Origin of the sequence: Rhizobium brockwellii, assembly GCF_000769405.2 — a bacterium.
Classification (GTDB): Bacteria; Pseudomonadota; Alphaproteobacteria; order Rhizobiales; family Rhizobiaceae; genus Rhizobium; species Rhizobium brockwellii.
In genome coordinates this window covers 1015120-1034609 of sequence record NZ_CP053439.1, presented here as the reverse complement: position 1 = coordinate 1034609, position 19490 = coordinate 1015120, and the positions used below count along the sequence as shown (strand labels likewise).

General features: G+C 61.1%; 25 protein-coding genes. 16 read left to right on the top strand and 9 right to left on the bottom strand.

Annotated elements, in window-relative coordinates; all coding sequences use genetic code 11:
- The first annotated feature begins 144 nt into the window (after positions 1–144).
- A complete protein-coding gene (locus RLCC275e_RS05305) occupies positions 145–1050 on the top strand; it encodes a S1C family serine protease (RefSeq protein ID WP_033180534.1) in 906 nt (301 codons plus the stop codon).
- Between the two features lie 69 nt (positions 1051–1119).
- On the opposite strand, the gene RLCC275e_RS05300 is transcribed toward RLCC275e_RS05305, so the two are convergent.
- The gene (locus RLCC275e_RS05300) at positions 1120–2121 is read right to left on the bottom strand and encodes a LacI family DNA-binding transcriptional regulator (RefSeq protein WP_033180535.1); all 1002 of its coding nucleotides are present in this window, start codon (positions 2119–2121) and stop codon (positions 1120–1122) included.
- 207 nt (positions 2122–2328) lie between these two features.
- Between RLCC275e_RS05300 and RLCC275e_RS05295 the strand changes: the two genes are divergently transcribed.
- The 3 genes from RLCC275e_RS05295 to RLCC275e_RS05285 are packed head-to-tail and all read left to right on the top strand — an operon-like array spanning position 2329 to position 5383.
- Complete coding sequence (locus RLCC275e_RS05295) at positions 2329–3243, top strand: sugar phosphate isomerase/epimerase family protein (RefSeq protein ID WP_033180536.1); 915 nt, start codon at positions 2329–2331, stop codon at positions 3241–3243.
- 42 nt (positions 3244–3285) lie between these two features.
- Complete coding sequence (locus tag RLCC275e_RS05290) at positions 3286–4209, top strand: TIM barrel protein (protein WP_033180537.1); 924 nt, start codon at positions 3286–3288, stop codon at positions 4207–4209.
- A 7-nt stretch (positions 4210–4216) separates the two neighbouring features.
- Positions 4217–5383, top strand: a complete 1167-nt coding sequence (locus RLCC275e_RS05285; RefSeq protein ID WP_033180538.1) for a Gfo/Idh/MocA family protein — start codon at positions 4217–4219, stop codon at positions 5381–5383.
- A gap of 102 nt (positions 5384–5485) precedes the next feature.
- Here RLCC275e_RS05285 and RLCC275e_RS05280 read toward each other — a convergent pair whose 3' ends face one another.
- The 4 genes from RLCC275e_RS05280 to RLCC275e_RS05265 all read right to left on the bottom strand — a co-directional run bounded on the left by RLCC275e_RS05280 (position 5486) and on the right by RLCC275e_RS05265 (position 8171).
- Positions 5486–5647, bottom strand: coding sequence for a hypothetical protein (locus RLCC275e_RS05280; RefSeq protein ID WP_012756692.1), 162 nt, complete (start codon positions 5645–5647; stop codon positions 5486–5488).
- Between the two features lie 63 nt (positions 5648–5710).
- Positions 5711–6103, bottom strand: a complete 393-nt coding sequence (locus tag RLCC275e_RS05275) for a hypothetical protein (protein WP_033180539.1) — start codon at positions 6101–6103, stop codon at positions 5711–5713.
- Positions 6104–6169: 66 nt separating this feature from the next.
- A complete protein-coding gene (gene groL / locus RLCC275e_RS05270) occupies positions 6170–7804 on the bottom strand; it encodes a chaperonin GroEL (protein ID WP_033180540.1) in 1635 nt (544 codons plus the stop codon).
- A gap of 49 nt (positions 7805–7853) precedes the next feature.
- Positions 7854–8171 (bottom strand): co-chaperone GroES, encoded by a 318-nt coding sequence (locus RLCC275e_RS05265; RefSeq protein ID WP_003557889.1) that lies wholly within the window; start codon positions 8169–8171, stop codon positions 7854–7856.
- 512 nt (positions 8172–8683) lie between these two features.
- Between RLCC275e_RS05265 and RLCC275e_RS05260 the strand changes: the two genes are divergently transcribed.
- The 6 genes from RLCC275e_RS05260 to RLCC275e_RS05235 all read left to right on the top strand — a co-directional run bounded on the left by RLCC275e_RS05260 (position 8684) and on the right by RLCC275e_RS05235 (position 11262).
- Positions 8684–8947: a hypothetical protein gene (locus RLCC275e_RS05260; RefSeq protein WP_012756688.1), complete on the top strand. Its 264-nt coding sequence runs from the start codon at positions 8684–8686 to the stop codon at positions 8945–8947.
- Positions 8944–9279, top strand: a complete 336-nt coding sequence (locus RLCC275e_RS05255) for a hypothetical protein (RefSeq protein ID WP_003557884.1) — start codon at positions 8944–8946, stop codon at positions 9277–9279. The genes RLCC275e_RS05260 and RLCC275e_RS05255 overlap by 4 nt, the downstream gene beginning before the upstream one ends.
- Positions 9276–9572 carry a hypothetical protein gene (locus RLCC275e_RS05250; protein ID WP_033180541.1) on the top strand — a complete coding sequence of 99 codons (297 nt, stop codon included), beginning with the start codon at positions 9276–9278 and terminating at the stop codon, positions 9570–9572. The genes RLCC275e_RS05255 and RLCC275e_RS05250 overlap by 4 nt, the downstream gene beginning before the upstream one ends.
- The gene (locus RLCC275e_RS05245; protein WP_003557881.1) at positions 9563–9838 is read left to right on the top strand and encodes a DUF1488 family protein; all 276 of its coding nucleotides are present in this window, start codon (positions 9563–9565) and stop codon (positions 9836–9838) included. Before RLCC275e_RS05250 ends, RLCC275e_RS05245 begins: the two co-directional genes overlap by 10 nt.
- A gap of 27 nt (positions 9839–9865) precedes the next feature.
- Positions 9866–10708, top strand: coding sequence for a transglutaminase-like domain-containing protein (locus tag RLCC275e_RS05240; RefSeq protein WP_003557879.1), 843 nt, complete (start codon positions 9866–9868; stop codon positions 10706–10708).
- A 173-nt stretch (positions 10709–10881) separates the two neighbouring features.
- Positions 10882–11262 carry a VOC family protein gene (locus tag RLCC275e_RS05235; RefSeq protein ID WP_033180542.1) on the top strand — a complete coding sequence of 127 codons (381 nt, stop codon included), beginning with the start codon at positions 10882–10884 and terminating at the stop codon, positions 11260–11262.
- A gap of 7 nt (positions 11263–11269) precedes the next feature.
- On the opposite strand, the gene RLCC275e_RS05230 is transcribed toward RLCC275e_RS05235, so the two are convergent.
- Positions 11270–12232 (bottom strand): LysR family transcriptional regulator, encoded by a 963-nt coding sequence (locus RLCC275e_RS05230; RefSeq protein WP_003557875.1) that lies wholly within the window; start codon positions 12230–12232, stop codon positions 11270–11272.
- Between the two features lie 123 nt (positions 12233–12355).
- Between RLCC275e_RS05230 and RLCC275e_RS05225 the strand changes: the two genes are divergently transcribed.
- The 5 genes from RLCC275e_RS05225 to RLCC275e_RS05205 all read left to right on the top strand — a co-directional run bounded on the left by RLCC275e_RS05225 (position 12356) and on the right by RLCC275e_RS05205 (position 16723).
- Entirely contained in the window at positions 12356–13756 is a 1401-nt protein-coding gene (locus RLCC275e_RS05225) for an MFS transporter (RefSeq protein ID WP_033180543.1), read from the top strand.
- Between the two features lie 94 nt (positions 13757–13850).
- On the top strand, positions 13851–14228 hold the full coding sequence (locus tag RLCC275e_RS05220) for a hypothetical protein (RefSeq protein ID WP_171816906.1): 378 nt from the start codon (positions 13851–13853) through the stop codon (positions 14226–14228).
- 199 nt (positions 14229–14427) lie between these two features.
- Positions 14428–14763: a hypothetical protein gene (locus RLCC275e_RS34645; protein ID WP_033180544.1), complete on the top strand. Its 336-nt coding sequence runs from the start codon at positions 14428–14430 to the stop codon at positions 14761–14763.
- 469 nt (positions 14764–15232) lie between these two features.
- Complete coding sequence (locus RLCC275e_RS05210; RefSeq protein WP_165418911.1) at positions 15233–15376, top strand: hypothetical protein; 144 nt, start codon at positions 15233–15235, stop codon at positions 15374–15376.
- Between the two features lie 297 nt (positions 15377–15673).
- The gene (locus tag RLCC275e_RS05205) at positions 15674–16723 is read left to right on the top strand and encodes a fatty acid desaturase (RefSeq protein ID WP_033180545.1); all 1050 of its coding nucleotides are present in this window, start codon (positions 15674–15676) and stop codon (positions 16721–16723) included.
- A 104-nt stretch (positions 16724–16827) separates the two neighbouring features.
- Here the strand turns inward: RLCC275e_RS05205 and RLCC275e_RS05200 are convergent, their stop codons facing one another.
- Positions 16828–17742 (bottom strand): SDR family oxidoreductase, encoded by a 915-nt coding sequence (locus RLCC275e_RS05200; protein WP_033180546.1) that lies wholly within the window; start codon positions 17740–17742, stop codon positions 16828–16830.
- Positions 17743–17946: 204 nt separating this feature from the next.
- On the opposite strand from RLCC275e_RS05200, the gene RLCC275e_RS05195 reads away from it, so the two are divergent.
- Positions 17947–18516, top strand: coding sequence for a TetR family transcriptional regulator (locus RLCC275e_RS05195; protein WP_033180701.1), 570 nt, complete (start codon positions 17947–17949; stop codon positions 18514–18516).
- Here RLCC275e_RS05195 and RLCC275e_RS05190 read toward each other — a convergent pair.
- Positions 18513–19139: an exopolysaccharide biosynthesis protein gene (locus RLCC275e_RS05190; protein WP_033180702.1), complete on the bottom strand. Its 627-nt coding sequence runs from the start codon at positions 19137–19139 to the stop codon at positions 18513–18515. The genes RLCC275e_RS05195 and RLCC275e_RS05190 overlap by 4 nt on opposite strands.
- A gap of 28 nt (positions 19140–19167) precedes the next feature.
- Positions 19168–19470, bottom strand: coding sequence for a hypothetical protein (locus RLCC275e_RS05185; RefSeq protein ID WP_033180547.1), 303 nt, complete (start codon positions 19468–19470; stop codon positions 19168–19170).
- Positions 19471–19490 lie beyond the last annotated feature (20 nt).

The window sequence follows — 19490 nt, the reverse complement described above, 5'->3', positions numbered from 1 at the left end:
TCCACAATGCCGGCGCATCATCAAATGCGGGAGCGGAAATTCCCTCCGCCGCAGCCTTGCCTCCGCCCGTCCATCTTCTTACTTATTCAAGGTAGAGTGCGCCGGATTTCGGCCTTTCGCGCCGGCGCCCATTGGGATGAAAGCATGAATATCGATCCGATTTTGCGGTCAGTCGTGGCCGTCCGTTCCTCCATTCCGGAAGATGCCTTCACGGCGGAGACGCTGGGCACTGTCCGGGAAGGCAGCGGCGTGGTCATTCGCGACAACGGGCTGGTGCTGACCATCGGTTATCTCATCACCGAAGCCGAAGAGGTGTGGCTCACGACCCATGACGGGCGCGTGGTTCCAGCGCATGCGCTTGCCTATGATCAGGAAAGCGGCTTCGGCCTGGTGCAGGCGCTTGGCCCTCTGAATGCCCCGGCGGTGGATCTCGGCGACGCGGCCACGGCCAAGGCCGGCGACCCCGTCGTACTGGCCGATGGTATTGGTGAGTTCGTCGAGGCAAATATCGTAGCCCGGCAGGAATTTGCCGGCTATTGGGAATATTTGCTGGACGAGGCGATTTTCACAGCACCAGCCCATCCCTCATGGGGTGGTGCGGCACTGATCGGTTCGGACGGCAAGCTTCTCGGTATCGGATCACTTCGCCTGCAGATGAGCCATGGCGACGAGGTTGCGGATATCAACATGGTCGTGCCGATCGACCTTTTGTCGCCGATCCTCGACGATCTCTTGAACCGGGGCCAAGTCAATAGGCCGCCGCGACCTTGGCTAGGCGCCTTCTCCGCCGAAAGCAATGGCGGCGTGGTGGTCATGAGCGTGGCCGAAGGCGGTCCGGCTGCTCAGGCGGGCCTGCGTCAGGGCGATATCATTTCGGAAATCCGCGACGAAGAGGTCGATGGCCTGGCCGATTTCTACCGCAAGGTCTGGAGCAGCGGCCCGGCCGGCGCCGAGATCCCCATGCGCATTCTCAGGAACGGCCGGGAAGCCTGGCTGCGCATCAAGTCCGCCGACCGCAACAGCTTTCTCAAGAAACCACAGCTGCAGTAACTCCGCGCCGGCGTCGTGAAAGCCGCTGGCTCTCATTCGAGCGGATTATCCGGGCATCCTTATCCCGCCTCAGAGATTTTCCGATGTGATCGTCAGGAAGCGCACCGGCTCGTCGCTGACCTCCACCTCGATGAGACCAAGCCTGTTGAGGGCAAGGTCTATCGATCGCCTCGCCTGGACCTCAGGCGCTTGGTCGAGCACGATCGACATGATGCCACGGCTGAGATAGTCCTGCGTCTCTCGCGTCAATTCGTGGCCGACCCAAAACGGCCGCCTAGCCTTGTTGGCCTCGAGCACCCTGGCAACACCCTTGTTGTCACCGCCCGCACTATAGACACCGATGATGCCGGGCTCCCGCCGGAGTGCCGCTTGCAGGAGCTCGATGGCATTGTGCTCGTCATCGAGGTCGAACATGACCTCGATGAAACGATGCTCGTTTGAACCCTTCTCCGAGAGATAGCTGGAGAATCCGCGGATCCGCTCCTTATGGTTCTCATAGGCGCCGCTGTGACAGAGAGCAACGAACGAACCTGGGCGCTGCGCCAGCATGCCCGACATGTAGTGAGCTGCTGTGCGTCCGGCAGCATAGTTGTCGATGCCGACATAGGGCAGTTCCGGGGCCGGACGGGTCATGATCTGAACGACGGGAATACCGAGACCGGCCGCCTTGCGCACGCTGGTGACGACATCGGCATGGTCGGGCGCGACCACGATCAGCGCCGACCGGCGTGCCGTCGGGTTGGCGATGTAGCGGGCGAATTGCGCCGGCTCATTCTCGCGAACGAAGGTGCGGTGAACGGTGATGCTGTCGTCGAGCGAGGCGGCGATGCGTTCGAATGCCCGGTTCAGACGCGAATAGAAGCTGGTCTCCGGGCGAACGAGGATCACCTCTATGCGGATCAGACCGCGATGGGCGACCGGCAGGCTTGACCGGTATTCAAGCTGTCTTGCCGCCAGGAAGACTTTCTCCACCGTCTCTGGCCGCACGCCGCCGCGGCCGTTGAGGACGCGCTCGACGGTCGCTGTGCCAACGCCGGCTTGGCTTGCGACATCCTTCAAAGTCACCTTCATCAGGCTCACCCACTTCCAAAGCTGACACAGCAAAGCATCGGCCTGCTGTGAGGTCAATGATCAAATTTGATCAAGGAAGCATTGGAACATGGGGGCGCCGCAGCCGTATCGTGCCAGCAATCCGGGAGGAGCACTGGACGGTCCAAAACAACCGAGATCAAGGATCATCCGCCGGCACGACGCGGCCGGGGATGACGGAGGAACCAGATGAAGATCGCACTCGACCCGTATATGCACCGTCACCTCAATCTGCGCGACCTCTGCCGCAAGGCAGCGGAGCTCGGCTATGAGCATATCGAGCTTTCACCGCGTGACGATTTTCTGCCCTGGTGGGTGCGCCCGCGGGCGCACAAGGAACGCATCGCGGAATTCAAGGCGGCCCTCAAGGATCACGGCGTCCAGCTCGCCTCGATCCTGCCGATGTACCGTTGGGCGAGCCCGCATGAGGACGAGCGGCAGGCAGCAGTGCGTTACTGGAAGGAAGCGATCGCCATTTCGGCCGAAATGGGCTGCGATACGATGAACTCGGAATTCGGCCGCGGGCCGTCGCCGGATCGCAGCCACCGCGCCAGCTGCTGCGGCGGCATGCATACCCACGAGCACAGCGAGGCTGCCTGGTGGCGCTCGATAGAAGAGCTCATTCCGGTGTTCGAGCGCGAGGGCGTCACGCTCAACATGGAACCGCATCCCGAAGACTGGTGCGAAACGCTGCATCCGGCGATCGACATGCTGAAGACCATCGGCTCGACGAACGTCAAATTCCTCTATTGCGCGCCGCATACCTTCTATTTCGGTGACGACATGGCGCGGATGATCCGCGATGCCGGCCCGCTGATCGCCCATGTGCATGTGGCCGATACCTATAATCACAAGGCGTCGTCCGGGCTGCGCTATATCATCAATCCGCCGGGGGCGAAGGTCACAATCCATCAGCACATGGATATGTACCAGGGCGAGATCAATTGGGATGTCTTCTTCTCCTCGCTCGCCGCGGTCGGGTTCGACGGCATCATCACCGCCTGCGTCTTCGGCTGGGAGGAGCGCGCCGACGATTCCGGCCGCTTCATGCGCTCCGAAATCCAGAAATATGTCGACAAATACTGGCCCGGGAAACTTGGCTGATCGCCCACATCCGCCCCGGCACCCACTATCAGGAATAAAACCGTGACCATCACGATTACGACAGCCCCCTGCTGCTGGGGCGTAGACGACGTCAACAATCCAAACCTTCCCGCCTGGGAACGCGTCTTCGACGAGGCGGCGGCGGCCGGCTATGGCGGCCTCGAACTCGGACCCTATGGCTACGTGCCGCTCGATGATGCGCTCGTCACCAAGGCGCTCACCGAGCGCAATCTCTTCATCGTCGCCGGCACGATCTTCGACGATCTGGTCTCTCCTGAAAACCGGGAGGTATTGCTGCGGCAGACGGATGAAATCTGCGCCGTCATCACCAGGCTGCCGCAGCCGGAACAGGTGGCGGGCCAGCGGTTCAGGACCCCCTATCTCACGGTCATGGATTGGGGGCACGACGAGCGGGACTATGCCGCAGGCCATTCCGATCGTGCGCCGCGTCTCGACGACAAGGCTTGGGCCGGGATGATCGCCAATATCACGGCGATTGCCGAACGCGCTCACCGCAAATACGGCGTGCGCGCCGTCATCCACCCGCATGCGGGCGGCTATATCGAATTCGCCGATGAAATCGAGCGGGTGGCAGGTGACATTCCGCAGGAGATCGCCGGCTTCTGCCTCGATACCGGCCATAGCTATTATGCCGGCATGGATCCCGTGGAGATGCTTCGCCGCTATGCCGACAGGCTCGACTATGTCCACTTCAAGGACATCGACCAGACCGTCTTCGACCGCGTGCTTGGCGAGAAGATCCGCTTCTTCGATGCCTGCGGACAGGGCGTGATGTGCCCGATCGGTCGCGGCGTCATCGATTATCCTGCCGTCAAGCGGACGCTCGAGGAGATCGGTTATCACGGCTTCATCACCGTCGAGCAGGAACGCGATCCGAGGAATGTTGCCGGCAGCCTCGAAGATGTGAAGCAAAGCCGCGATTACCTGCGGTCGGTTGGTTTTTAGGGAAAAGATGATGACGAATGACAGGCGAAAGCCGATCCGTTGGGGAATGGTCGGCGGCGGCAGAGGCAGCCAGATCGGCTATATTCATCGCTCGGCAGCCCATCGCGACGGTGTTTTCGAACTCGCAGCGGGCGCCTTCGATATCGATCCGGAACGCGGTCGCGCCTTCGGCGCCGATCTGGGGCTCGACGAAGAGCGGAGCTACCGGGACTTTGCGACGATGTTTGCAGCCGAGGCCGGGCGGGCCGACGGCATCGAGGCCGTGTCGATCGCAACACCCAACAATACCCATTTTGCGATCTGCAAGGCAGCACTCGAACATGATCTGCATGTGATCTGCGAAAAGCCGCTCTGCTTCACGACCACCGAAGCCGAAGAGCTGAAGGCACTTTCCCAGGCGCGCGGCCGTATCGTCGGCGTGACCTATGGTTATGCCGGCCATCAGATGATCGAGCAGGCGCGCGCCATGGTCAGGAATGGCGATCTCGGCGAAATCCGCATCGTCAGCCTGCAGTTCGCCCATGGTTTCCATAGTGCTGCGGTGGAGGAGCTGAACCCCTCGACGCGGTGGCGCGTCGATCCGAAATTCGCAGGTCCCAGCTATGTCCTCGGCGATGTCGGGACCCACCCACTTTATATCGCCAAGGTCATCCTGCCGCACCTCAAGATCAGACGTCTCCTCTGCACCCGCCAGAGCTTCGTCAAAAGCCGAGCGCCGCTCGAAGACAATGCGGTGACCCTGATGGAATATGATAATGGCGCGATCGCCACCATCTGGTCGAGCGCCGTCAATGCCGGCTCCATGCACGGCCAGAAGATCCGCATCGTCGGCTCGAAGGCCAGTATCGAATGGTGGGACGAGCGGCCGAACCAGCTCTCCTACGAGATCCAAGGCGAACCGGCCCGTATTCTCGAGCGTGGCATGGACTATCTCTATCCCGAGGCCAGGATCGACGACCGGATCGGCGGCGGCCACCCGGAAGGTCTCTTCGAAGCCTGGGCGAACCTCTATCGCCGCTTCGGCTTTGCCATCAACAGAGAACGCGGCCTCGCTCCTGCGGGGATCGAAAAACTGGTCTTTCCCGATGTCGATGCGGGACTGGAAGGAGTGCGCTGGGTAGAAAACTGCGTGCGGTCCGCCGATGCCGGCGGGATCTGGCTGGATTATCGCTAGGTGTTCAAGGAGCCCTGTGCGTCCCTGTCCTCAGATCGCGCCGTATGCCGGCTTTACACAGCTGCGCTGGAGACCTGTTCAAGGACGCCTTTCCATACCCTCTCAGATAAGCGGGTCTTCATCTTCCGGCGCCCGCGGCGCGCGGCGGGGCGTGCTGTCATTGGCGGCTTTCTTATGCTCGTCGGCAGCTGCCTCGCGGATTTTCTGGAAGCGGTTGTCGTCTGCGGGTGGCTGCGGGTCGCTCTTTTTCACGAAACGGATCATTGGTCATTTCCTGCTTTGAGAGTGGAGGCGCTCCGCACACATATCGGAGCGCTCTGAATGGTGTCAGACGGCAAGCGCGGTGGCGCAGGCCTGAACACTTCGGCTGTCGGGTGAAGTCTGCCCAGGCATGGTCGCCCAACCGCCGGCCTCGACGAACTGCCGCTGCTTGTAGCCTTCGGTAATCGCCTTGAACTCGATCAGTTTAGCGCTCGCGTCCGGCGCCGCATTGAACCGCTCGACACAAATGGCCGACGCCAGCTCTCCGCGTGCGGTGTCGCCGGCGGCGGCTGCCGTTTTGCTTGACGTGCCGCCTGTTACCCAACCTCCCCAGCTGAAGCCGATAATCATCGTGGCGATCGCCGTGACGACGCAGGCCCAGACGAGAAGCGTCTTGGATGGCTGGTAACTCTCGAAACGCTGGGTGATCGATGTCTTGCTGCTGCTCTGCACGGACATTGGAATTCTCCCTGTCTATTGTTCGGGTTGCGCCGTCCGGCCACGCCGGAACAGTTCAGGCTGTTCTCAGTATCCCATATCGCCCATGCCGCCATTTCCGGCTGCAGGGGCGGCGTCTCTTGCAGGAATGTCGGCGATCATCACCTCGGCGGTGATCAGCAGCGCCGCAATCGAGCCGGCGTCCTGCAGAGCGGTGCGCACGACCTTGGCGGGATCGACGATGCCGGCCTCGATCATATCGACATAGGTCTCCGTCTGTGCGTCGAAGCCCTGATTGTGATTATTGCTGCCGGCGAGTTTTCCAACGACGATGGAGCCCTCGAACCCGGCATTGTCGGCGATCTGCCGGATCGGGGCTTCGAGTGCCCTGAGCACGATCGAGATGCCCGCCGTTACGTCGGCGTTCTCCCCGGTCAGGCCCGTCAGCGCCGACTTGGCGCGCAACAGTGCCACGCCGCCGCCGGGCACGATGCCCTCCTCGACCGCCGCACGGGTGGCGTTCAGCGCGTCATCGATGCGGTCCTTCTTTTCCTTGACTTCCGTCTCGGTGGCGCCGCCGACGCGGATGACTGCGACGCCGCCGGCGAGTTTCGCCAGGCGTTCCTGCAGCTTTTCCTTGTCGTAATCGGAGGTGGTCTCCTCGATCTGCGCCTTGATCTGCTGGATGCGCGCCTGGATGGCTGCTTTGTCGCCGGCGCCGTCGATGATCGTGGTGCTCTCCTTGTCGATCAGCACGCGCTTGGCGTGGCCGAGCATATCGAGCGTGACGTTGTCGAGCTTGATGCCGAGATCCTCGGAAATCATCTGGCCTGATGTAAGCACGGCAATGTCTTCCAGCATGGCCTTGCGGCGATCACCGAAACCCGGCGCCTTGACGGCTGCGACCTTCAGGCCGCCGCGCAGCTTGTTGACAACAAGCGTCGCCAGCGCCTCGCCTTCGACGTCCTCCGAGATGAGCAGCAGCGGTTTGCCAGTCTGTACGACAGCTTCCAGGATCGGCAGCATCGCCTGCAGGCTGCCAAGTTTCTTCTCGTGAACGAGGATATAGGGATCCTCCAGTTCCACGCGCATCTTCTCGGCATTGGTGACGAAATAGGGTGAGAGATAGCCGCGGTCGAACTGCATACCCTCGACGACGTCGAGTTCGGTCTCGGCGGTTCGCGCCTCTTCGACCGTTATGACGCCCTCATTGCCGACCTTGTCCATCGCCTTGGCGATCATCTCACCGATGGCGGCGTCGCCATTGGCGGCAATGGTGCCGACCTGGGCGATCTCGCCTGATGATTTGACCTTCATCGCCCGCGCCTTGATTTCCTTGACGACGGCGGTGACGCCGAGATCGATGCCGCGCCTGAGATCCATCGGGTTCATGCCGGCAGCGACGAGCTTTGCGCCTTCGCGGAAGATGGAGGCGGCGAGCACCGTTGCCGTCGTCGTGCCGTCGCCGGCAAGATCATTGGTCTTCGAAGCCACCTCGCGCACCATTTGCGCGCCCATGTTCTCGAACTTGTCGGCGAGCTCGATCTCCTTGGCGACGCTAACGCCGTCCTTGGTAATGCGCGGTGCGCCATAGGCCTTGTCGATGACGACGTTGCGACCCTTCGGGCCAAGCGTCACCTTGACGGCGTTGTTGAGCAATTCGACGCCTCGTAGCAGGCGGTCGCGCGCGTCGGTGGAGAACCTGATTTCCTTGGCAGACATGATATTTCTTCCCAGTTCGGTCTTGAGATGCTGGTCACAAATTCGACGCTCAGGCGGCTTTGTCGGCAGCCGCTTCGGTCTTTTCGACGATGCCCATGATGTCGGTCTCCTTCATGATCAGAAGGGTTTCGCCATCGATCGTGACCTCTGTCCCCGACCATTTTCCAAACAGAATGAGATCACCGACCTCGACATCAAGCGGGACCAGATTGCCGCTTTTGTCGCGCAGGCCCGGGCCGACTGCGACCACTTCGCCTTGCTGCGGCTTCTCCTTGGCGGTGTCTGGAATGATGATCCCGCCCTTGGATTTGACATCGCCTTCCGCACGTCGAATGACGACGCGGTCGTGAAGTGAACGGAATTTCATAGAGGTCTTTCTGCTGCCGGCGCGTAGGGCGGCTGCAACTCATAAATAGCACTCGTGGCACTCGATTGATAGGAGTGCCAAGAAATATTATTCACGCAGGAATTTTTTTAAGATATTCAGGAAATCAAACCGACCTGATATTTTGTAATAATCAGGAAATGAATAGAATTTTTTGCGCCGTCGCGTCCCATTTTATTTGCGTGAACGAAGAGTTAATTTGGCGTTTTTCATATATAAATCAGAATTTATCTTGATTTAAGCTCAATCGAGGCGCAATGATAGGCCTCGTCGATTTGGCCGACCTGGCTTCGCGGTGTCAGAGACCTACGACCCGCCATCACCACTGAATTCTCGATAGCGATCCATGACGTCGTTCCGGCGTTGATTTCGCCTGTTCTGATCCGGAATGAGCTTGGCGCTGACCGCGGATGTACCGGCAGCCTCGAGTTCGTCCGGTTCGGATCTCAACGATACAGGAAACGCATCGGTGTGTTCCTGCGGAGGCCTCAGCCGTGACAAGTCGCACCACACAAACCGTCGTCCGCTTTTCATCCCCATTCCGCCTGCCCGGCTTCGACGGGGCGCAGCCAGCCGGAGAATACCGCGTCGACTATGACGAGGAATTGATCGACAGCGTTTCCAGGCTTGCCTGGCGACGGGTCGGCGCCTTCATCCACCTGCCGGCGATCGCCGCGCAGAGTTCGACGCAGCAGATGATGCCTATCCACCTGTCAGATCTCGAAACCGCGATCGAAAAGGACCACAAACCGTCATGACCGCTACGCGCATCCCGCAACGCAATGGACGCTCAATCCGGCGCGAGGCAGCAACGCATATCTTCAAGGTGGGGCAGACTGTCCGAGTGAAGGACGGGTTCTTGGTCGTTCCCTCCAAGCTTCCCGACACATACCGCATTACCGCCACGCTGCCTCTCAGAGGAAATGTGCTGCAATACCGCATTCGCAGTGACGATGAACGTCATGAGCGGGTCGCGACGGAAGATAGCCTGGAACTGGTAAACCTATCGCCCGCCGGCAGCGGCGCAACACTGATCGAGAGGACGTTTGGCCATGGCCACGGCCCGAACGACGAAAGGTTGACATCGTGAACAGCCATGAAGACGAAGCCGAACGAAGACGGAATGCCTTTGCCGTCCACACCTGGGAAGCGCCCGGCCGCTACTCCATGGAGATCGAACACGACCGCCGGATCGAATCCGCCCGTTCGTGGACCGTCTATCGTGTTTCTGCAAGCGTTCCCGTGCACGTCGACCATGCGGAAGCCGGGGAAGACATGATGTCCTTCAATCTCCTCAACATAGGATACCGGAAGGAATGGCTCAGGCTGTCGGGCGCCGCTCGGAGTGCTCGTAAGAGCCCGCCGGTCCAACCATGGCGCTAGCTTTCCTAAACCAAAGCCGTAGCTTCGATGCAGCGAGAAATGCTGTGCGCTTCGTCGGCCATGACGGCATGTTCCAGGTGTTGTTCTTCATCGAGGTTGGCGCGCTGGCGAAATCCGACGCCGCATTGCAAAGAACCGAGCCTTCGGAAACGAGGTGGCTTTCGTCTTTCGACGCCCTGCGCAACTCCATTCAGAACGTGGCACACAAAGCCTATTCCTACCGCCGCCGCGCCTTCTATACTCTAACTGCGGCGGATTTCCGCTAGACGGATCCGGACGCGCGAGAACGCTCCATGTTAATCCGTTACGGCTATGAAATAACGTTGACCTGCCCGCAGCCGACAGCATTGGTCTGTCTGTTGTCGGTTCATGACGATCGCGCGGCCGACATCAGAATTCCGGAAACGGTCTTCACCACGCCCGATGTTCCCACTTCGACCTATCGCGATCTCTTCGGCAACCGCTGTCTTCGGTTGGTTGCCCCAGCGGGCGACCTGACCATATGGGGCGATGCGACGATCGAAGACGACGGCAAACTGGACAGGTCGCTGCCAGGAGCCAGGGAACTCCCGGTTTCGGAGTTGCCGGATGATTGCCTCGTCTACCTGATGGGCAGCCGCTATTGCGAGACGGATCGTCTCAGCCAGATTGCATGGGATATGTTCGGCACCGTCTCACCCGGCTGGGGCCGCGTTCAGGCGATCTGCGACTTCGTTCACGGCCATATCCAATTCGACTACATGCAGGCGCGATCGACGCGGACAGCTTTCGAGGCGTTCCACGAACGTGTCGGCGTCTGTCGCGACTTTGCGCATCTCGCGGTGGCGCTGTGCCGTTGCCTCAACATTCCTGCCCGATATATCAATGGCCATCTCGGTGACATCGGTATTCCCGTCGTCGATCCGATGGACTTCAGCGCCTGGATCGAGGTCTTCCTCGACGGTGCATGGCATACATTCGATCCGCGCAACAACACGCCGCGGATCGGTCGTATCATCGTCGCACGCGGGCGCGACGCCGCCGACATACCGCTCATCAATTCCTTCGGACCGCATGTGCTGAAGGCATTTCGAGTGTGGACCTATGAGGTAACGGAGCTGCAGCAGATGCAAAGCGTCGCCGAGCGAGCTGTTTAGAACGAGACCTGGGCGGATGCGGCAATGTCCGGCCTCAGGCGGCATCTGTCGTAGGACTGCCTGTCCCACATACTTTTGCGCGACATGCTTTAGAATAGCGGTTGAAAGATGTTGGCGTCGAGCCATCTTGGGTGTGGTCAATCATTAGCGGAAGATAGGGAGTTTCGCAGTCCATGTTCGATCACATTTCCATCGGCGTAAAAGACCTCGCAAGAGCCCGCCGTTTCTACGATGCGGCGCTGGCGCCGCTCGGATATGAGCGCCTTTCCAATTCCGACAACATAATCGGCTACGGCCCGGAAAGGGTCGGGCTCTGGTTGATGCAGGTCGAACAGCCTGTTGTTGCCGACATGCGATCCGGGCTGCACTTCTGCTTCGTCGCGCCCGATGAGGCCGCGGTCGATGCCTTTCACGCGGCGGCCGTTGCATCCGGCGGCACGGATAATGGCGAACCAGGTGTGCGGCCGGATTATGGGCAATTCTATTACGCCGCTTTCATAATCGACCCGGACGGCTATCGCCTCGAAGCTTATTTCCACAAAGGCGAGCTATAACGGACCGTCAGGCAGCGGCTCTCGGAATGGATACGCAGCAGCCGGAGGCTTCGAGCGCTTTATTGGCTACATCGATGAACAGGCGACGGAACCAGCGCGCCCGGCCGTCCGTCTGGTCGACTCGGCGATAAAGCATCGTCACGGGATCGGCCGGCAGCGAAAGCGGCGGCTCGCAAAGCATCAGCCCATGTAACTGCGCCATGCAGCGACCGATCGATTCCGGCACGGTGGCAATGGCGGGCATCGCCTTCAGCACCATCGGCAGAGCGGAAAAGCGCGGCACGGTCGCCACCACCTGTCTCACATCGCCGGTGCGGTTCAGCGCCATGTCGATACCGGTCGAGGTGTTGCCTTCGAACGAGACGGTGACATGGGCGACATTGGCGAAATCCTTGAGGCTCAACGGCGCCTTCAGCCCGAGCTGAGCTGCATCGTAGATGCAGATCGAGACTTGGTCGAACAGCGGCGCGCGAATGTGCCAGGAGGCGGGTTCGTCATGCATCGCGACGCTGAAATCGAAGACGCCTTCATCCAGCCGGCGTGCGGCATCGCGCTTTTCGGAAGCGATGCCGATCAGCCGGGCGCCGGGTGAAAGCTGGAGAAGACGGGCGGCAAGCGGGCCGAAGAAGGCCGATTCGAGATTGTCGCACATGCCGATGCGGAACTCGCCCTGCCAGCTCGCCGGATCGAACTCAGCCTGCGGGCGGATGGCGCGCTCGATGCCCGACAGCGCATCCTCGATCGCCGGAGCGATGGAAAGGGCGCGCGGCGTCGGCTGCAGGCCGCGGCCGACACGCACGAACAGTTCATCGTCCAGGGCTTCGCGCAAGCGCCGCAAAGCGGCCGACAGACCTGGCTGACCGAGCAGCAGGCGCTCGGCGGCGCGACTGACATTGCGCTCCTGCATCAGCACCGAAAAGGCCAGCAGGAGGTTGAGGTCGATCTTACGAAGGGTGACATCATTCATCATCGTTAGTAATACCTGGCATGGCTACTATCAATTTGCAATAGGAATGGAAGCTGTACATTTTCTCGTTCCCTGCCGCCCGGCAACCTCCCCCGATGAGGCGGCAGCAAAGAAGGAACGATTTCGATGACTCTTTCCAAATCGCCAAGCGGAGCGGGGCTGGCATTGCTGCTGCTCTGCGCCGCCAATTTCCTCGACGCCATGGACGTCTCCACCATTGGCGTTGCGCTCCCCGCCATCCAGGCCGAACTCGGCATGGAGGCGACATCGCTGCAATGGGCGGTCAGCGCCTATGTGCTCGGCTATGGCGGCTTCCTGCTGCTCGGTGGCCGAGTCGCCGACGTTTTCGGCCACCGCCGCGTCTTCCTCTGGTCGCTGGCGATCTTTGCCGCCGCCAGCATCGCCGGCGGCTTCGTCAACAGCGGGACGACGCTGATCGCCGCCCGATTGGTCAAGGGCATTGCCGCCGCCTTCACCGCGCCTGCGGCGCTTGCGCTGCTGCTCTCCGTCTTCGGCGAGGGAACGGCACGGGCAAAGGCGCTCGGGGTCTTCTCCTCCACCGGCGCCGCCGGCTTTGTGCTCGGCATGGTGCTCGGTGGTGCTGCGACGATTATCAGCTGGCGGGCGACACTGGTCATGGGCGCGCCCGTCGCCATCCTGACGCTTTTTGTTGCGCCACTGGTGCTGCCCGCCGACCCGAAAAGGACGGGACCGCGGCCGGCCTTCGACTGGGCCGGCGCGCTGACGATCACCCCTGGGCTGCTGCTCTTCGTCTTCGGCATCACCAATGCTGCGGCCGCTGGCTGGCAGGCTTTTGCGACCTGGGGTTCGCTCGTCGCGTCGCTGGCGCTGATCCTGCTCTTTCTCGTGGTCGAAGCGCGGCATGCCGATCCGATGGTGCCGCTCGGCATGTTCCGGCGGGCCAAGCTCCGGCATGCCAATGCGATTGCCGCCCTCTTCCAGGGCGCCTATGTCGGCTTCCAGTTCCTGGCGACGCTCTATTATCAGAACGTCCTCGGCTGGTCGGCCTTCACGACCGGCTTCTGCTTTGCGCTTGGCGGCGTCTTCGTGATGTTCCTGGCGCCACGTTTTGCGACGTTGGCGCAAAATCGCGGCGCCACCGGGCTGATGGCGGCGGGTGTCGGTCTGCAGGCGTTCAGCTATATCTTCTGGGTGACCGCACTTGGACATGTCGATCCGATCCTGCTCGTGCTGTTCTCGCAGATCCCGCTCGGCCTCGGTTACGCCCTGACCTACCCCTCGGTGCAGGTTGCGGCCCTTTCCGATGTGGAGGATGACAAGGCAGGGCTCGCCTCCGGACTGCTCTTCGCCTCCTTCCAGATCGGCGGCGGCATCGTACTTGCGGCGGCCTCGGCAGTCTTCGGAGCCGCGCCGCATTTCGGCTGGGACCCCTATGTCGCCGGCATCGCCTTCGTGGCCCTGCTTGCGGTGGCGATTACCTTGCTTGCCGCCGCCGGTCCGCGGACATCGATCACCCGGAGACCCAGCTATCAGGCGGCGGAATGACTGTCAGCAGCCCGCACCCTGACCGGTGCGGGCTGCTCGTGAACCGGAGCGGTTGCTGCAAAGAATCCCGTTGCGTTGCCTGGGTGAAAGGCGCATGGTCTCAACTTCGGCAGCCAGTGTAAGGGCGCTGCCGACTGAGGGTTTTTATACCCTTGCCCCGATGAAAGGAGGACCGATGTCTTCCACTTTCGAAAAGTCGCATCTGACTTCGTCCGATCTCGACATGCTGCAAGGCGTGCTCGACGACGCCGGCTACGACGCCAAAATCCTGATCGGCAAAGAACGTGTCTTCAACGTCGCGGCCATACTGTTGATCAGGCTGTTCGAAGAGGGCGTCACCTCGCCGGCCATGCTCTCACAAGCGCTCGAACACCATTTCGGCAAGCTGAAGACGCCGCCGAAACCGGTAACCCCCGTCTTTAATCGATATGCGATACAGGGATTGCCCCGCGAAAGACGCGCCGCCGGCTAGAGCATGATGCCGAAAAGTGTGAGCGGTTTTCGGACGACATCGCGCTCTCGCTGATGTTCTAAAGCGCGTCGCGATCTTTCAGATTCACTCCTCGCGCTTTAGGTCTTTGTTTTACGCATGCCATTAGCGCAAAACCGCTGCACACTTTTGCGCGACATGCTTTAGCGGCAAGCGAGCCGCCCGGCTCCGAAGGAATATTGTGCGAAAAACCCTTTTGCTTTGTATCTGCGTAGTAGCGGCCGGTTATTTCGGATGGGTGCAATTCGGGGCTTACCAACAACGGCAACAGGCTAGGGATCTTGCCGACATCGACAGGGAGCGCCGGGTGGCGCTCCTGGAAATCGATGGCTGCCAGGCGAAAGTGGATATGCTTCTGTCGATGACAGACCGCCTGCTCAAGGCCGGCGGCATGCTGGTGCCGCTCGATATCGGACGGGATATAGAACTCTGTTTGGATCGCGGCATCATGTCGACATCAGGCCGAGCGGAGATGGAAAGAACGAAGTTGATCCGCCTGTTTTCCGTGAATGACTAAGGCGGTCGCAAGATTCGTTGCTCGCGCTTTACGTCCTGTTTTTACGTGTGTCGTTATCGCAAAATCGCTGCATAGTTTTGCGCGGCGCGCTTCATGCCCTGTGGAAATATGGCTTTCCTGCGGCGGCGGCCTTAATGGCACCTCAATTTTAGTCTATAACAAAAGCTCGCTGATTTGGCCGATGCGGCATTAGCGGTGACCGGGTTTCCGGCCCCGCCATTTTCCCGATCGCGAAAGCATGGTGACGTCCCGTCTCAACGTCGGGTTTGGCTTTCGGTGACCTCTCCGGTCATCCGCCTCCAGACAGCGATGCGGTTTCAGCAGGCATCATTTTCATTCCATCCCTGCGGCCCGGTGTTGTCGGGTTGCCCGTCATGACGATCCCGCGATCTCCGATCGCGACCGACAAACGGGGCGAATACCACGCAGGCTGCGGCTTTCAATTTCGATCTAAAGGGAGATTTCATCGATGGCAAAAGGACAGGCAAGAAGCAATCGCGAGGTCCGGAAGCCGAAGAAGGACAAGCAGGAAGCGAAGGTGGAAAGCACATTCGCCAACCAGATGAAGACGGCGACCAAAACCGCCCCGCAGGGCAGTGCTCCAAAGAAATAGAACTTCCTATCGAGCCGCCGCTCTCGCCCTCGCTGCGTCTAACAGCGCAAGTGATAACGCGTCTTGCCGGACGCGCGGGCGTGACATCATCGCCTATTGACATGTCTTCAGAAAAACAGGAATTGCTGCGACCATGACCACACTTCTTACAATGTACCACTTCGACTATCCGCTCTTCCTCATCCGCTCGGCCGTAGTGATTGCACTCGGCCTTTCGGCCATCGCGGCCTTTCACGGCGTCACTCTGTGATCGAATCTGCGCGCCGCAGCGAGTGCGAGGAAATCAAAGTGGCCCCTTTGGGCGAGCCCGACGAAAACCCGGAGCGATCCCGGGGGAATGCCGAGCTTTTCGCTGAAAAGCGCTGGTTGAAGATCCTTGCCGGATATCGCCAGCCGCGAGCCGGACGCAGCGCTTTCGAGCTTGCCGTCACCGTTGTCCCCTTCGCGCTGTTCTGGGCTGCCGCCTGGGCAGCGGTTCACTACAGCTTCTGGCCCGGCCTGATCCTCGTCCTTCCCGCCGCCGCCTTCCTGCTCCGGCTGTTCATGATCCAGCATGATTGCGGCCACGGCTCGTTTTTCGCCCGTCGTCGCGTCGACGACTGGGTTGGACGCACGATCGGCATCCTGACGCTGACGCCCTACGACTATTGGCGCCGGGCGCATGCAGAACACCACGCCTCGGCCGGAAACCTGGACGAACGCGGCGTTGGCGACATCGAAACGCTGACGATCGCCGAATACAACGCGCTGTCGCGCTGGGGCCGGCTCGGCTACCGGCTCTACCGGCACCCGATCGTGATGTTCGGGATCGGACCGGCATGGCTGTTCCTCTTCAAGCAGCGCCTGCCTTTTGGCATGATGCGCTCCGGCGCCCTGCCCTGGATCTCGACCATGGCGACCAATCTTGCCATCGCAGTGGTCGCCGCGCTGCTGATCTGGGCGGTCGGGATCGTCCCCTTCTTACTGGTGCATCTGCCGACCGTTCTTCTGGCAGGTGCTGCCGGCGTCTGGTTGTTCTACGTCCAGCATCAATTCGAGGAAACACATTGGTCGAAGGAGCCGGAGTGGCAGTTCCAGCATGCGGCCCTGCACGGTGCCTCGCATTACGACCTGCCGCCGGTGCTGCGCTGGATCACCGGCAATATCGGCATCCACCACGTACATCATCTGTCTAGCCGGGTGCCTTACTACCGGCTGCCGGAGGTGCTGCGAGATCATCCTGAGCTTGCCGATCTGGGCCGCATCACGCTCATGGAAAGCCTGCGTTGCGTCAAGCTGGTCCTGTGGGACGAACAGACGAAACGACTGGTCTCGTTTCGCGAGGCGGCGCGGCTTGCCACAGCATGATGACGGGGCGTTAGAGCAGTTTAGCTTTCACGGAAGCGCAGAGCTGCTCTGACCTTTTGCCTGCATTCAATTCCAGGGAAAGCCGCCTCTTTCCCTGGAATTGTTTAGCGATAACCCGTCACGTCAGCCGGTCTGCCCGGCTCCTGCACTTCCACCATGTAGCGCCAGCAATCCGGCCGCGAACCGTCGATATCGTCGAAGCCGTAGGTCTTGGCCACTTCGCCGCTCGACAGCGACTGGCCGTTCCAGCGGGCGCGGTCGGGATCGGCGGCGATGGCCGCAACGGCCCGGCCGACGAAATGCGGCGTTTCGGAAATGGCGAAATGCGGCTGCACTTTCGTCGCCTCGCACCAGTTCTCCTCACGAACACCATAAGCATCCAGCATCATTTCGGAGCGCAGCCAGCCCGGCGTGATCGAAACGGCGGTGGCGCCGTGTTTCGCCAAATCTTGCGCATGCGCCCAGGCCATGCGGGTGACGCCCGTCTTGACGAGGTCGTAAAACGGCGACAGCCGGTAATGGGTGGCATTGTATTCGGCCGTGCCGTCGGTCATCTCCACCAGCAATCCGCCCGGCCGCTCGATCATCAGCGGCAGGGCGTAATGGGCGGTAATCAAATGCGTCTCGATGCCCAGCTGCAGCATGCGCAGGCCCTTGTCCAGCGAATGCTCCCAGACGGCCTTGTCCCATTCGAACAGTTTCTCGCAACCCCAGATGTCGTTGACGAGAATATCGAGCCGGCCGGCTTCGCCGCGGATGCGGGCGACCAGCGCCTCGACCTGTTGCTTGACGAGATGGTCCACCTGCACGGCGATACCCTTACCGCCTGCGGCGGTTACCAGCTCGGCCGTCTCTTCGATCGTCTCCGGCCTAATATATTCGGATTGCTGGGCGCGCGTCGTGCGCCCGGTCACGTAGACGGTGGCGCCGGCGGCGCCGAGCTCCACCGCGATGCCGCGGCCGGCGCCGCGCGTGGCACCCGCCACCAAGGCAACTTTCTCCCGCAAATTCGCTGTCACTTCTCCATCCTCCACGCTAGAACGCCTCATGCCGCAATGAAGCGCCAGGAATTAGCTCTTTGTTTTCACGCAATTCCCGGCAAAACCGTTTCGCGCTTTGCCTGGGAAAACCGCTTCACACTTTTCCCAGAATTGCTGAAGCTGGCGCTCCTTGTATATAAACGAATGATCGTTTATATTCGAGGCGGATGCAAGAGGAATTTCATGCCGCGTCGCCGCACAGTGTCAGATGAACAGCTTCTCGCCATGGTGCTGGCGGTGATCCAAGCCGAGGGGCCGGAGGCGGCGACCTTTGCGGCGGTGGCGAAAGCCAGCGGCCTTTCCGGCTCGACGCTGGTGCAGCGTTTTGCCACGAAAGCGGCGATGCTGCGCGCCGCGCTGCTTTATGCCTGGGACAGGCTTGATGCGGAAACGGCGCGGCTTGCCGAGACCGTGCCGAAAACGCCGGAAGGCGCCGTCGCGCTGCTCGTCGGCCTGTCGCTGGATTACGGCGATAATGCCGCCGCCTATGGCGAGGGACTGCTGGTGCTTCGCGAGGATTTTCGCGATCCGATGCTGCGTGCCCGGGGTGCCGCCTGGGGAGCGGCACTTACGGCGGCAATCGCTCGATGTTTCGGATCGGCGAAGGCGCCGGAGATGATCGCCCGGCTGATGCTGTCGCAATGGCAGGGTTCGCTCATCTGGTGGGGTTTTGGCGCCGAAGGGCCGGTGGCCGCCTATGTCGAGACGGAGTTGCGGCATTTCCTCGCCGCGGTACCTGTCCATTCAGCTTAAGAGGCTGTGAAGATCATCGCCTTGATAAAATAAAGCAAGGCGGCGGTCGCGACGATGGTCGCCAATGTAAGCAGCAGTCCGATCAGGGTGACGAGACCATCCCGCTCCATCAGGGCGACGGCGAGCACCACCAGCGAGAACACCGGCAGAATATTGCCGAAGGGAATCGGCAGCGCGATCACCACGGCGAGCAGGAAGACAGGAATGCCGAGAAGCGCCTGCACCGTCGGGCCGGTGAAGGCCTGCAGCCGGCCGGCGCGCACGACCTTCTCCACCCGGGCGATCACCGGAACCGCGTGACCCACGACGAGATCGAGCGTCGTCGACGAAACCCGGCGATCCCTGACGATGGCGGGCAGCCAGACCTTCCGGCCGCCCGCAACGATCTGGAGGGAAACCAGCGCCAGCGCGGTGCCGAAAACCATTCCGAACGGCCCGGGAATCGGAGTCAGCGCCGGGATTGCCAGGAACAGGATGGTGAAGGCGATGCTGGTCGAGCCCATCGCCTCCAGAGCCTCGCCGATGGAGAGGCCGCCCTTCATCCGGGCGAGTTCCAGCATCTCCCGGAGCCGCGCGGTGGCTACACCGCACGGCGGCCGTCTATTTTCGTCTTGATCAGGCATCACGCAGTCCATTTTCAGCAGGTCGCCGTCACGCACCCGCGCCGGCTCCCTTCAGCGCGTCGACCAGGGCTGCGCATTGCGGGTCGCTGCCGTCGAGAAGTTCGGCCGGCGCGGTATGGCCGATCGCTATGCTGACGACCGTGGCCGCCGCCCAGCCGTAGTCGCCGGCGGCGCGCTCTATGAGCTTCGGCCCTTGGGATGTCAGGCAGGCCTGGGACTGGCGGACGATCTCCACGGGAAGCCGGGCACGCTCAGCCTGTTGCTGTATCTCAGCCTGCAACGGATCGACGACGAGCAGGGCAAAAATCCAGCCGATGAAATTCGAAATCATATCTGTTTCCTTCTTTGTTG